Source organism: Aliiroseovarius sp. D2-2, from assembly GCF_055809455.1.
This window is the reverse complement of the sequence record NZ_CM147913.1, coordinates 2,788,112-2,800,946: the sequence shown is the minus strand read 5'-3', so window position 1 is coordinate 2,800,946 and position 12,835 is coordinate 2,788,112. Positions and strand designations below refer to the sequence as shown.

At 54.3% G+C, this 12,835-nt stretch carries 10 protein-coding genes and 1 pseudogene; 6 read left to right on the top strand and 5 right to left on the bottom strand.

Features of this window, described 5'->3' with window-relative positions; genetic code table 11:
* The first annotated feature begins 14 nt into the window (after positions 1-14).
* A pseudogene (locus AC0L6A_RS13755) lies at positions 15-810 on the top strand (FAD binding domain-containing protein).
* 715 nt (positions 811-1,525) lie between these two features.
* Entirely contained in the window at positions 1,526-3,700 is a 2,175-nt protein-coding gene (locus AC0L6A_RS13750; protein WP_473290833.1) for a choice-of-anchor F family protein, read from the top strand.
* A 375-nt stretch (positions 3,701-4,075) separates the two neighbouring features.
* Here AC0L6A_RS13750 and AC0L6A_RS13745 read toward each other — a convergent pair whose 3' ends face one another.
* From AC0L6A_RS13745 to AC0L6A_RS13725, 5 genes are all read right to left on the bottom strand, one after another.
* Positions 4,076-4,462 carry a hypothetical protein gene (locus AC0L6A_RS13745; RefSeq protein ID WP_473290831.1) on the bottom strand — a complete coding sequence of 129 codons (387 nt, stop codon included), beginning with the start codon at positions 4,460-4,462 and terminating at the stop codon, positions 4,076-4,078.
* A 295-nt stretch (positions 4,463-4,757) separates the two neighbouring features.
* Positions 4,758-4,910 carry a hypothetical protein gene (locus AC0L6A_RS13740; RefSeq protein WP_473290830.1) on the bottom strand — a complete coding sequence of 51 codons (153 nt, stop codon included), beginning with the start codon at positions 4,908-4,910 and terminating at the stop codon, positions 4,758-4,760.
* Between the two features lie 7 nt (positions 4,911-4,917).
* Positions 4,918-7,335: a GcvT family protein gene (locus tag AC0L6A_RS13735; protein ID WP_473290828.1), complete on the bottom strand. Its 2,418-nt coding sequence runs from the start codon at positions 7,333-7,335 to the stop codon at positions 4,918-4,920.
* A gap of 14 nt (positions 7,336-7,349) precedes the next feature.
* Entirely contained in the window at positions 7,350-8,126 is a 777-nt protein-coding gene (locus AC0L6A_RS13730) for a maleate cis-trans isomerase family protein (protein ID WP_473290826.1), read from the bottom strand.
* A 25-nt stretch (positions 8,127-8,151) separates the two neighbouring features.
* Positions 8,152-8,352, bottom strand: a complete 201-nt coding sequence (locus AC0L6A_RS13725; protein ID WP_473290824.1) for a hypothetical protein — start codon at positions 8,350-8,352, stop codon at positions 8,152-8,154.
* Positions 8,353-8,493: 141 nt separating this feature from the next.
* Between AC0L6A_RS13725 and AC0L6A_RS13720 the strand changes: the two genes are divergently transcribed.
* The 4 genes from AC0L6A_RS13720 to AC0L6A_RS13705 all read left to right on the top strand — a co-directional run bounded on the left by AC0L6A_RS13720 (position 8,494) and on the right by AC0L6A_RS13705 (position 12,747).
* Positions 8,494-9,276, top strand: a complete 783-nt coding sequence (locus AC0L6A_RS13720) for a GntR family transcriptional regulator (protein ID WP_473290822.1) — start codon at positions 8,494-8,496, stop codon at positions 9,274-9,276.
* A gap of 269 nt (positions 9,277-9,545) precedes the next feature.
* On the top strand, positions 9,546-10,520 hold the full coding sequence (locus tag AC0L6A_RS13715; RefSeq protein WP_473290820.1) for an ABC transporter substrate-binding protein: 975 nt from the start codon (positions 9,546-9,548) through the stop codon (positions 10,518-10,520).
* A 120-nt stretch (positions 10,521-10,640) separates the two neighbouring features.
* The gene (locus AC0L6A_RS13710) at positions 10,641-11,672 is read left to right on the top strand and encodes an ABC transporter permease (protein ID WP_473290818.1); all 1,032 of its coding nucleotides are present in this window, start codon (positions 10,641-10,643) and stop codon (positions 11,670-11,672) included.
* Between the two features lie 13 nt (positions 11,673-11,685).
* A complete protein-coding gene (locus AC0L6A_RS13705; protein ID WP_473290816.1) occupies positions 11,686-12,747 on the top strand; it encodes a quaternary amine ABC transporter ATP-binding protein in 1,062 nt (353 codons plus the stop codon).
* Positions 12,748-12,835 lie beyond the last annotated feature (88 nt).

Below are 12,835 nucleotides of genomic sequence, written 5' to 3'. Positions count from 1 at the left end.
GGGAGGAACGAACAATGTATCCGACAAAATATACCAAAGCCGCCAGCATCGATGACGCCTTAGCAGCCCTTGCAGCTGGTGAAGATGCCAAAGTTCTGGCCGGTGGGCAGACGCTTCTCGCCACGATGAAACAGCACTTGGCAGCCCCCAGCGATCTGATTGATGTGCGCGCGATTGACGGCATGTCAGGGGTGTCCACGGATGGGGATACGCTTGTGATCGGTGCGGCAACAACCCATGCAGATGTCGCAGGCAATGGCGATGTGCAACGCCTGTGCCCTGCATTGGCATCCCTCGCGGGTGGGATCGGTGATCCGGCGGTACGTTACGCAGGCACCATTGGTGGCTCAATTGCAAACAACGATCCCGCAGCAGACTATCCAGCCGGATTGTTGGCGCTGGGCGCAACCATTGTGACCAATTCACGAGAGATTCTCGGCCGATGATTTCTTCGACGGCCTGTTCACCACAGCGCTTGATGAGGACGAAATAATCACAGCAGTGCGTGTCACAGCGCCTGCCAAAGCAGCCTATATGAAATTCCGCCAACCAGCATCGCTCTTTGCCTTGGTCGGAGTTTGTGTGGCCGATGGTGCAGGTGGCACGCGCGTTGCGATTACCGGCGCGGGCGAAGATGGCGTGTTTCGGCATGAAGGGTTTGAGGCTGCAATTTCGGCCAATTGGACAGCCGCCGCTGCTGAGAGCGTAAGCGTTGATAGCGACGGGCTGATGTCTGATATGCACGGAAGCGCTGACTACCGTGCGAACCTGATTAAAGTCCTGACAAAACGTGCTGTAGATGCCAGTTGAATGAAGCCCCCCCCTCCATCGCAACCCATGTTAGTGGATCGGCGGAGGGGGCCTTCCAATGAGAAATTATACAACGGAGTATTTCACTTCGGTTGTTTTTATCTGAACCGCAGTTGATCTGTGCTGCACACTTCGATGCATTAACCTTAATTGTGGTGTCGATCCAAACATCGCTGTCAATTGACGGCGTTTGCCGGTCTTGAGCCTCCGCAACTAATTCGAAGGTGGATTTCCAAAAGCAGTCCTTGGGGCAGCCGCAGCGAAAAGAGGTTTTGTCTGCCAACGGTGAGTTCAAGTCGGTTGAACCACTATGTCCTGCACTTTTCGCCGCGATGCGAGAGATTGGTGCCGCTGACAAGCAGGCAACTGATCGCTACCCGAACCGCCGGGGTAAGAACACATACATCCCATTTCGACGAAGAGAATGCCCTATGTCGCGCTTCTCACGCGCCGATAGGTGCCTTGAAAATCGAGAAAGCCGCTGGGAGAGGTGGTTAACTCCGCGTCAACACACCCCTAAATATTCCAATTATGACATATATCAAATTCGTATCAAATACAGAGTGATACAGTGAACTCAAGTGCTTTTGAGGGGTAACGAGTGGGATCGTTTTGAAAAAGCGAAGGGGAAACTATGACTTATAAAAAGACTTATTTCAGCACGGTTGCACCAGCAGCCTTGCTACTAACATGTGCTCCGTTGTTGGCGGACACATTGAGTGACGATTTTTTCGTCGGGACATATGGCGACGGATTGATCTATGTCGATACAGAGGAAGGCGTTCAAGAACCTGGAATGAAGGTCGTAACCTTCACCCGAACGCGCATAGACGATGGCTCGGGCGGCCATAGTTTTGTTGACCCCTACGAAGTAATCTTGACTGATTTCACGGGGCTTTCATCGCGCGGTGAGGTTACCAACTGCCTGATGGCCAGCAATCCCGGCGTATACTGCGATTCCGAACAGGGATCTGGCAAACGGATCAAAACCCAGCTGACGGGTCCGAACCCCTTTGGCATCACCATGCGGACAACAGCAAGCGCTGACTACCCGTCGGTCGACTATTTTACGTTTGCCAAAACGTCGAACTACACTGGTGCCCGGATGATCGGTTTCACGGCCGAGTTGCTGGATAAAAATGGCAATTCGATGGGGGATCTGACACCCGAGAAAGCGGTATTGTTCAACTTGGATGCCACCGATATCGGCCTGGGTGCCAAACTGCCCGAAGGGCTTTTCGGGGAAGGTGGTCACGAGGGTGAAATTGGATTCTTTTCGGACACCAAGGCCGGGTTTGCCAGCACGAAGCTTGATGACCGATTGATTTTCGGGGTGCTTTCGAACGCGGAATACACTGCAAATTTCGGCAACGCTTTGCTTGACAATACCATGACGCCAGATGGGTTGTTCTGGGATGACAATGGGGACCCTAGTGATGAGTTTTCATTGGTGGCTTGGAACAATTTGGCCGGGGACGGTTGGACCTATGGCACACTGGCTCTGCCCGCAAATGAAAGCGCAAGACTTGCCGAGCTGGCGTCAGCCCTTGGTGTGAAAGTCGCTGATTTGGGCTATGCGCCAGGTGCAGCTGTTCCGGATAAGATCGTTGCTTTGGCCGAAGAAAACGGATTGTTCGAAACGGACGAGATTGAGGACCTTCGCAACGCAAACCTGAACTTCACAATCACAGTTGGAAGTTTGGATGGCGGTGAGTTTACCTTGTTGTTTACGCCCGCTTTCGCGCCGATTGTCGAACAGGCCACGACGCCTTATCAGTTCAAGCTTGCCGGGCATTTGGACGCTGCAGCCAACGTTCCATACATGGATCTTGGTAATGCTGCGACCTATGGAACTGCCATCACAGATCTTCTGGCTATGAACAAAGCGGATCGTGCCGAGGCCTTGGAAAGAACTGGCTTCAGCTTCCTGCCCGCTTTCTCAAGCCTTGCCTTCGATTTTTCGCGCAGCCAAATCAACACGGTCACAGGTATTCTTCCGCAAACGGGGGATTCCCAAGTCGTCTCGTCGAATGCGGGGGCCGCCAGCAGTTGGGGGCTGGGGGAAGACACCAACTGGCTTCTCAGTGTCGGTGGCGGTCGGTCGTCTTTTGACACCGCCCCAAACAACATTGGGTACGATGCCGAGTTCACCACATTCTCGGTGGGTGCAGAAAAGCAGCTGGATAACGGGCGGTCGTTTGGTTTCCTGATCGGCAGTTCAAGCGGCACCGCCGACGCCTATAACGCGCGGGGCAGCATCGATGCGGACGGCGTGTCTGTGGCCGCATTTGGTCGCGCCAAAATCGGCGTACAGGGAATGATCCAAGGTGTCATTGGCTATCAGGATCTGTCCTTTGACTCGACGCGTTACGTGATGGGGCAAACTGCGACGGGTAGCTCCCAGGGATCGCAAGTGTTTGCTGCCATCAAGGGCGAATATATGCAGACGCAGGGCAACTTGCGGTTCGGTCCGACGGCGTCAGTTGAATACTATAACCTGTCCGTGGATGCCTTCAGAGAAAAGGGAGCCGGTATCTGGAACCTCGATGTTGGTGAGCAGTCAGGAAGCATGTTGCTTGGTTCGCTTGGGGTTCAAGGAGAGTATATGCTGCCCAAGGGTCCTAGAAACACAAAGCTGACCGGTAGCCTTTCCTACACGATGGCCTCTGGTGACGATATGATGGTCGAAAGTGGTTTTGCTGGTCTGCCAGGAGCCCTTCATCCTGTCGCTGGTGTTAATGGAAACTGGGGGGATGTCCAAGTCGGGTTTGAGACTGTTCTTGCCGATCATGGCACCACGCGCACCACGCTGGCAGGCGGCTACTTCGGGTCGTTTGGTAACGGGTACGAAAGCCACAAAATCCACCTTGACCTTAACGCGACATTCTAACTGGAGCATTATCCAAGTGAAGATAGAGCGGCCCCGATTGGGGCCGCTTTTGATTTAAAACTTGCTGGAGTTGTTTCAGGATTCTGTTGGCTCAATCTTTTCCTGAACGTCCCGGTGTTCGACAGTTTTACCGCCACGGCTCGCTTACACTCTCTTGATCGATTACGTCGCCCACTCCTCAGTTGTTACGATGAGCAACAAACTCTCTCTTAGCAAATACCCCTATATGGACCCATGGGCGTTGACGTCAGTAAGTGTCAGAGGGTGTTAACTCTGTACGATTATTCCGACTTAACGTCTGCACGCGTGGTCGCGGCTTCGATCAGTCCTTATCCGGCAGCACCCTGACCTCAAGAAACATCAATAGTCTCGGCGTCATTCTGCGCCATGGTAAAGGATTTCGGCCCATGAGTGTTTGACCCACTCCTTTGCGGCCAGATCATTGGTGGCCATGTCTTCCGTGGGGCGCGCCAAAGGTTTGAAATTTCCCTCAGTATCAGTACCGCGCATAAGCTGAGTTCCAGTTTCCATCACGGTTTGGCGAAGGTGCGGCGGGATGTAGGACTGTATGACGAACCCAATACGGCGGTCAGTGCTACGGTTGGGTTGCGATCTGTGGATCACTTGCGCACTGTCGAGTGACATCTGACCCGGGTGCAATGGCGTCGACACGGCCTTGCTTTCGTCAACATCAGGAATTTCCTGCCCGCAGGGTAAGAATGCTTTCTTCGCCGTAGGTGTCGTTGTGATCTTTGATTTCATGATGGCCGCCGGGGATCATCAGTATACAGACGCTTTTGTAATCGGGGGGAGCGCGCAACCCACGCTGTCATGCCCACAGGCGGCTTAAGCTCCATGTAGCGCGCGTCCTGATGCCAACTGAAAAGCCCGGATCTTTAGGCTCTTTAAAAAAAGATACTGTGCCGAAATTCAGAATACACGGCCCGATCAGGTCTTCGATCGCATCGACCAAATCCGAGTTATGGGCGATCTCATCAAGACAGGTGATGTTCAGATGGGCATTGTTGCACGCCGCACCCTGAAAGGCTTCCGGCCATCACTGTTCTGCGGCTTCCAGTTCTTGGCGCAGGTGCAGTGCCTCTACTTCGGTGAAGACACTAATAGGCGAGACAAAGCCGTCGCGGTGAAAGGCTTGGACTTGAGCTTCCGTCAGCTTCGTTGGCAAGTGTTTTCCCTTCTCATCATTCATTTACAGACTATGCCAAGAATGGCTTCAAGCTGAGTTGGGCGGGGACAGCCTGCCCTTCCACCATGACCGCGTAGTCACCAGTTTCCAGTACGTCTTTGCCTTCGGTAGTTGAGACAAAGCACAGGCCAACAGAGCTGTCTTGCGTGTAAGCAAAGGCACCGCTGGCGACATATCCAACAACCTTGCCGTCACGCAGGACCGGTTCGTTGTGGTGTAGCAACGGGTCAATTTCATTGAGCTTGATGTGGCACAGGAATGGACCTTTGCCTTCGGCTTTTCGTTTTAGATAAGCATCGCGGCCGATGAAGGGGATCGTCTTGTTTGGTTTGCAGGTAAACCCAAGGCCGACCTGGTGCGGCGCTTCGGTGTAGGACATGTCATGCCCCCAATGCAGGAACCCTTTTTCGATACGCAACGCATTGAGCGCCTCACCCCCCACAAGCCTTAGGCCAAGAGGTTCACCTGCCTCCATGAGCACGTCAAACACATGCTCCGCGAAGTCTGGGGTGATGAAGATCTCCCAGCCGTGTTCGCCGGTGTAGGACAGCTGCTGCGCAAAGACGGGTGCGTGACCGATGTGGAAGTGCTGCAAGCTATTGAACGGGAAGGCCGCACCCGACAGATCGATGTCCGTCACGGCAGACAGAAGGTCACGCGCTTTTGGCCCGGCAATAGAAAGCACGCCGTAAGAGGACGTCGCATCGCGCAGGCGGACATCCTCATTGGGCTGGATGTGGCGCGTCAGGTGGTCCCGATCGCGGCGAGTGTGAGAGATTGAGCTCATCACCATGAAGGTGTCTTCGCTGTGGCGCGCCACAGTGACGTCGCTTTCAATGCCGCCACGTTCATTCAGCATCAGCGAATAGGCCACGCGTCCAACGGGCATGGACATATCATTGGTGCAGACCCTTTGCAGGAAGACCTCGGCATCGCGCCCTTCGACCATCAGCTTTCCAAGCATCGAATAGTCAATCATCGCCACGCCTTCACGTGCGGCTTTCTGCTCTGCTTGCGCGTGTTCAAACCAGCTGGGGCGGTGGAAAGAGTAATCGTATTTCGGTTCTACACCGTCAGGGGCGAACCAGCCGGGACGTTCCCAGCCTTGCGCCTCGGCGTAGACCGCGCCGCGGGCTTTCATCGGGTGGTAAAACGGTGTGCGGCGCAGGTTGCGCGCGGCTTCGCGCTGACGGCCCGGCCAGTGCATGGCGTAGGTCAGTACCAGGGTTTCGGGGCAGCGTTCTTGCAGGTATGGGTCGCGCGCCTGCCAATCTTCGATGCGGGCCGGGTCCATTTCGGCAAGGTCCATCGACGGGTGGCCCGCCATGATCCAGTCAGCCAGCGCCTTTCCCGCGCCGGGGCCAGACTGAATGCCGGTCGAGTTGACGCCAGCTAGCACGTAATAGCCTTTCAGGTCAGGCGCCTCTCCAAGCGTAAAGCGCCCATCGTGCGAATAGCTTTCTGGCCCGTTAAAGAATGTGCGAATGCCGGTTTCTTGCAGGATCGGTACCCTGTTCATGCTGAGTTCCAGCACTTCCATCACATCATCTTCGACGAAGGGCAGGCTGTCGAACTCGAAGCTTTCGGGGATGCCATCTTTTGCCCAAGCCTTGGCGTGAAAATGGGCGAACCCAAAAAGCAGTTTGCCCGCGTCCTCCTTCCAGTAGGTGCCATCGCAATAGGACCGCAGCACTGGCAGATCAGAGGGCAGGTCGGGGATTGGTTCGGTCACGAGGTAGTAGTGCTCGCACGCATGCAGCGGCACGCCCACGCCGTTCTGGCGACCCAGTTCACGTGCCCACATGCCGCCGCAGTTGACCACAACATCGGCAGTAATCGTACCCTGATCGGTACGTACGCCCGTGGCTTTGCCGCCTTCAGTTAGGACCTCTTCAACCTTGATGTTTTCACGGATCGTAGCGCCGTGAAGACGCGCGCCTTTGGCCAGCGCTTGGGTCAGGTCAATTGGGTTGGCCAACCCGTCAGAGGGCATGTGGATGCCGCCCAATACGCCCTCGGCGTTCATCAAGGGCCAGCGTTCGGCGATTTCGGCTGTTTCCATGTGGTGCGCTTCGACCCCAAATAGAGATGCGAAATCCGCTTTGCGTTTCAGCTCTGCCAACCGCTCTTCATTAACAGCAATCGAGATTGATCCCGATTGGCGAAACCCCGGGTTCTGGCCAGTTTCTGCTTCGATCTCTTGCAAAAGCTCAACGCCATAGCTGGCGAAAGCTGTTGTCGAATGGCTGCCCTGCAATTGCCCGACAAGCCCGGCGGCATGCCATGTGGTGCCACTGGTCAGTGTTTTGCGTTCAAGCAGGATCACATCTTTCCAACCTGCTTTCGCGAGGTGGTAGGCCACCGAACAACCATGAATGCCGCCGCCAATGATCACAGCCTGCGCGTGGGAAGGAAGAGGTTTGGCCATGAAAAGGTCCTGTTCTACGAAATGTCTGAATTGAAAAGACGGCCAGCGTTTGGTGGGGCTTCGGGCAGCCCGGCAAGCCGCATCATATGCCAAGCGAGTACTTGGTTTGAGGAGATGACGGGCTTGTCGAGTATGGCTTCCGCTTTGGCGATCACTTGCATGGCCCGCAGGCTGGTGCAGGAAACAAAGACGCCGTCGCAGTCGCTCTGCGCCCCGATTTGCAGCACGGCTTTAAGAATGCTGTCGGCGCTGATCCTTGCCACAGTGAAATCATCGGATTGGTCAAAGGTCGCAACCGCGGTTGTTTCAAACCCAGCGGCGCGCAGGTTGGCCTGCATCTGAAGCGTGACATCCACCGGATACGGCGTGACCAAAGCGATCCGCATCAACCCAAGGGCCGACAATGCTGCCTTACAAGCGCTGATCGGATTTGTCGTCTTAACCTCAGGGTGCACGCCCCGGATGAGCGCATCAACGCGGTCTTCCCCGATCATCGTGGCGCCAGATGTGCAGGCGTATCCGATCACATCAAATCCGAAACTCGTTGGCAAAAGCCCCGCGGTGTGCGGAAGATCAGTCGCCATCTGCCGCAGAGTTTCAGGTGTGACGTCCATCGCATTTGGGATGCGGGACGCATAAATCGACACGCCATCTTGTGCACCAAAAATGCCTGCAAATTCATGCTCGATCGTTTGATCGGTTTGCAGCACAATCAAACCCAAACGCGCCCGCGCGCCAAGGCCATCGTCTGTTACAAAGTCGAGTGTTTCGACGTGGTCGTTTCCCGTCATGTTTCAGGCTCCTACGAACTGGGCCTCAGCCCATGTCCGCCCCTTCTTGTTGTGCGAAAAACGAAGTCGCCTTTGGCACAGCAGGCAGCTCCATCTCGTAGGGTGTGCAGCGCACGCGCCCGCTTGCTTCTCCGCGTACCAGCTTGTCAGCGTTGATCGCGTCTTCAATGACCAGCACGCCATCACGCCAGAAATTGTCCTTCTGTTCTTGTGTCAACAAGCCCATTTCAAATTCCTTCTGAAACTGGTATATACCAGATAACTGCCTCAAGTTAACGGGACCGGCTTGCTGCCTGTCAACAAAAAGAAATGCCTTGATCGATCTGGTATATACCAAATACCCTACCAGTCACGGCATGATTCGAGGATGCAGATATTGCTAGACAGTCGAAGCAAAAAGGACGGTAGCGAAGAACCTTCGACGCGCCCTCGTTTTCTTCAGATTGCCGACTATATCCGAGCCGAGATTGCCAAAGGCAACCTGATCGAACACGATATTTTGCCCTCTGAACGCAGCCTTTCAGAACAGTATGGGGTCAGCCGCATGACAGGTCGGCGCGCCCTTGAAGCCCTAGAAACCGAAGGACTTGTCTACAACGCCGACCGGCGTGGACGCTTTGTTTCGCCCAAGCGACTTAGCTATAATGTCAGCAACATGGTCAGCTTTGTTGCAACTGCCCAGACCAGTGATGTTGATCTTGAGATTGACGTAATTGAGACCGCTCAGATCGCTGCCGATAAACGCCTTGCTGCATTACTTGAACAGCCCGAAGGATGCGACGTTGTCAAATACACCCGGCTTTTTCATTCCGGCAACCATCCGATTTTCATCGAAACCGAATATCTGATCGCCGAACGCTTCCCAGGTTTTCTTGACCGTGATTTGCGGCAATCCACGACGCAGATCCTTGAGAAAAACTACGGTACGTCGGCAAACACTGGCGATATCGTGATCCGGATGCGGGGCGTGCAAGCATTCGAGGCGCAGCTTTTGAGCATCGCCGCCAGCCATACGGTGATCGAGCTGGAACAGGTTATCCGCGATGACAAGGGAACCCCGTTTTGTTTTGGGCGTCAGGTTTGGCGCGGCGAGATGGCCGAGTTTTCGGCGCATGCCATTGTCACCCGGCAAGACCAAGGTGAGGGTTGAGGAACAGAGTTGATGTGCAGGTCTTTACACATCTCCAAGGCGCGAGCTGCCGGTCATTCTGTGACCTGTGAATCAGAGGTATCAGGAGGAAGATCACAATACAGGTTGATGAACTCACATATCGTGATTGCAATTTAGTTGAAGCTAAATGCAGTTAATTCTAATTGCCCTGAAGCGAGTAGGTATTTAGCTTTGTAACGCGTTAAAGCGCCAAATAACCCGCTAAACTAGGGAAAATTGCGCGAATAGACCACCAACGGGAGAAAAATATGATTAAGTTTCTTAAGAATGTAAAAGGCATGGCGGCGGTTGCCGTAATGTCAACTGCGTCGGCAGCCTATGCTGATTGCGGTGAAGTTTCGATCACCGAGATGAACTGGCCGTCGTCCCAGATCATTACCCACGTGTCCAAGTTCCTGATGGAACAAGGCTATGGGTGCACAGTCGAATTGGTGCCATCCGCAACCGTAACCGCCGTTGCATCACTGTCAGAAAACCAAGAGCCTGACATCGTGACCGAGCTTTGGCTGAACTCGACCGGCGAAGCCTATGCGAAGTTGAAGGACGAAGGCAAAGTCAAAGAACTTACGCCAGTGTTCAATCCCGGTGGTGTCGAAGGCTGGTGGATTCCATCATACTTGGCTGAAGCACATCCTGAACTAAAAACTGTTCAAGACATTATGGCCAATCCTGACCTTGTCGGCGGTCGCTTCAACAACTGCCCAGTTGGTTGGGGGTGTCGTATTGTAAACGACAACATCATTACCGCCTTGGGTATGCGTGACAAGATGGAAATCTTTGACCACGGATCAGGCGAAACTCTGGCAACCTCGATTGCTGCTGCTTATGACGATAAGGAACCTTGGTTCGGATACTACTGGGCACCGACTGCTGTGCTTGGCAAATACCCAATGACCAAAATCGAAATCGGCCCAATCGACGAAGCTGTCCACAAAGCGAACGCTCAAGCGGACAATGACGCACCTGGCGTATCCGATTTCCCACCAGCACCGGTGTTGACTGTTGCGACGTCGGCTTTGGCTGAACGCGAGCCTGAAATCGACGCGCTGATGTCAAATGTCAGCTTCGACATCGACGTGCTGAACAGTGTACTGGCTTGGGCCGATGAAAATGGCGCTTCGACAGAAGAGGCAGCCGTTTACTTCATCACCAACAACTCGGACATTTGGTCGGGTTGGGTCAATGATGGCGCACGCGAAAAGCTTGCCGCATTGATCAAATAACACTGCAATCACATGGTATCGCCGGGCCACTTCGATGGCCCGGCGACATCCTAAGGTGATTTTCTATTTCCATGAGACGAGCCTGGCTCGTGTCATACACGGCGGAAGGGGCAGTGTATCATGGCGACTTATGACTTCCTGTTTGATGGGCTTGGCCTGCGTGACTGGTGCGATAGCGGAGGCAAAGGCGACGCCCCCAAGTCAATGGCTGAATTGCTGGCGCAAGCTGGTGTAGAGGAAAAGGAATCCGTACTGGATGTTCCTTTCCCGTCATTGGACGAATTGAACCAAGCCTGTGGGTCTTTCGCGCAGTCTCGTGATGTCACAAAGGGTGTGGAGAACGGATTTCTAGCAGCCAAAGATGCGCTGCGCTTTATCCTGGACCCAATCACGCAACCCTTGAGCTGGATGTTGGATTTCGCACTTACGACATTCGAAGTCACGCCTTGGTGGATCATGCTGCCGATCCTTGCTCTGATTGTTTACTACGCCTCAAAATCCGTTCGTCTGGTGGGCTTCGTCATGGTCTGTCTGCTGTTCTTGGCTTTTGTCGATCACTACGATCATGCGATGCAGACACTCGCGATTATTTTTGTCTGTGCCTTCTTATGTGTGTTGATAGGGGTGCCCATAGGCATTGCGATGTCGCGAAACGATCGGCTTCAGCGAATGACGATCCCGGTTTTGGACATGCTTCAAACGCTTCCGTCTTTCGTCTATCTGATCCCGCTGATCTTCCTGTTTTCTGTTACGGAACCAAAACTCTACGGTATCGCCATTATCCTTTATGCCATCGTCCCGGTCATTCGACTGACAGATCTGGGCATCCGGCTGGTGGATACAGAAGTGATCGAAGCTGCTGACAGCTTTGGCATGACCGACCGGCAGAAGCTATTCAACGTGCAAATCCCGCTTGCCCTTCCCAACATTATGGCTGGTGTGAACCAGACCATCATGATGAGCCTTGCGATGGTTGTTATCGCGTCTCTGGTCTCGGCGCCGGGACTTGGTGTGCTTGTGCTTCGTGGCATCCGTAACCTTGAGTTGGGTGTGGGGCTTGTGTCGGGTCTTGGAATTGTCCTTTTGGCAATCATCCTTGATCGCGTCACCAAAGCTGCACTTGACCGTGTCAACGCTTCGCAGAAACACTGATCGGGAAAATCAAATGACCAAAAAAATCAAAGTCTCGATCCGCAATCTGTATAAGATCTTCGGTGCTGACCCACAAAGCGCACTACAGCACGTTTATGATGGAACCTCTAAGGCTGATCTGTTGAAAGAACACGGCCACGTGCTGGGCCTGAAAGACATCAACGTCGATATGTGCGAAGGCGAGATCACCGTGATCATGGGGCTGTCGGGGTCCGGCAAGTCGACCCTGATCCGTCACCTGAACCGTCTGATCGAACCCACGGCCGGGCAGGTCGAAGTCGATGGCGAAGATGTTCTGTCCTATGACGAAGACCAGCTGCGCAACATGCGCCGTGAAGTCATGTCGATGGTGTTCCAGAAGTTTGCTCTTTTGCCTCACCGGACGGTTGCTGAAAATGCGGGGACCACATTGGCTGTGCGCGGTGTGCCCAAAACAGAATACCTGCCCGAGGCCGATAAGTGGCTCGATCGCGTGGGTCTGCACGGATATGGCGGGCAGTACCCGCATCAGCTTTCCGGTGGTATGCAGCAACGCGTAGGCATTGCACGGGCGTTAACTTCGAATTCGCCCATCATGCTGATGGACGAAGCCTTTTCGGCACTTGATCCGCTGATCCGAACCGACATGCAGGACCTTCTGTTGGAGCTGCAAAAAGAGCTGCACAAGACGATCGTCTTCATCACCCACGATCTTGATGAGGCGCTGAAACTGGCTGACCACTTGGTCATCCTGAAGGACGGTTACGTCGTGCAACAAGGCGAGCCGCAGCATATCCTGCTGAACCCGAACGATCCCTACATCGAGGACTTCGTCAGCGACATTAACCGCGCACGGGTTCTGCGTGTTCGGTCGATCATGACACCGCTTGAAGGCAACGTGGTGCCACCAGACGCGCATGGTGAGGTTGACTATGACGATACGTTGGAAAGCATGATCGCGAAGTCAGGCGGAGATACCTCGCACGCCTACATCGTCACCCGTGATGGCAGTCCCGTCGGTACGCTGGAAATGACCAGCCTTGTCCGGGCCTTGGTGCCCCGTATTGCGTCGGAAGCGGGCGCGCGGCAGTACTAACTTGCTTCGGAGGGGCTTCATGCCTCTCCGTTGGCAGTCCGTTCGCTCTTTAAGCTGGTAAACTGAAGCCAATCCATAGCAATTTGCG

Excerpts from the sequence above, each read along its gene's own strand:
- AC0L6A_RS13745 (WP_473290831.1), bottom strand. The coding sequence starts at position 4,462 with ATGAAATCAAAGATCACAACGACACCTACGGCGAAGAAAGCATTCTTA.
- AC0L6A_RS13740 (WP_473290830.1), bottom strand. The coding sequence starts at position 4,910 with ATGAATGATGAGAAGGGAAAACACTTGCCAACGAAGCTGACGGAAGCT.
- AC0L6A_RS13735 (WP_473290828.1), bottom strand. The coding sequence starts at position 7,335 with ATGGCCAAACCTCTTCCTTCCCACGCGCAGGCTGTGATCATTGGCGGC.
- AC0L6A_RS13730 (WP_473290826.1), bottom strand. The coding sequence starts at position 8,126 with ATGACGGGAAACGACCACGTCGAAACACTCGACTTTGTAACAGACGAT.
- AC0L6A_RS13725 (WP_473290824.1), bottom strand. The coding sequence starts at position 8,352 with ATGGGCTTGTTGACACAAGAACAGAAGGACAATTTCTGGCGTGATGGC.
- AC0L6A_RS13720 (WP_473290822.1), top strand. The coding sequence starts at position 8,494 with ATGCAGATATTGCTAGACAGTCGAAGCAAAAAGGACGGTAGCGAAGAA.
- AC0L6A_RS13715 (WP_473290820.1), top strand. The coding sequence starts at position 9,546 with ATGATTAAGTTTCTTAAGAATGTAAAAGGCATGGCGGCGGTTGCCGTA.
- AC0L6A_RS13710 (WP_473290818.1), top strand. The coding sequence starts at position 10,641 with ATGGCGACTTATGACTTCCTGTTTGATGGGCTTGGCCTGCGTGACTGG.
- AC0L6A_RS13705 (WP_473290816.1), top strand. The coding sequence starts at position 11,686 with ATGACCAAAAAAATCAAAGTCTCGATCCGCAATCTGTATAAGATCTTC.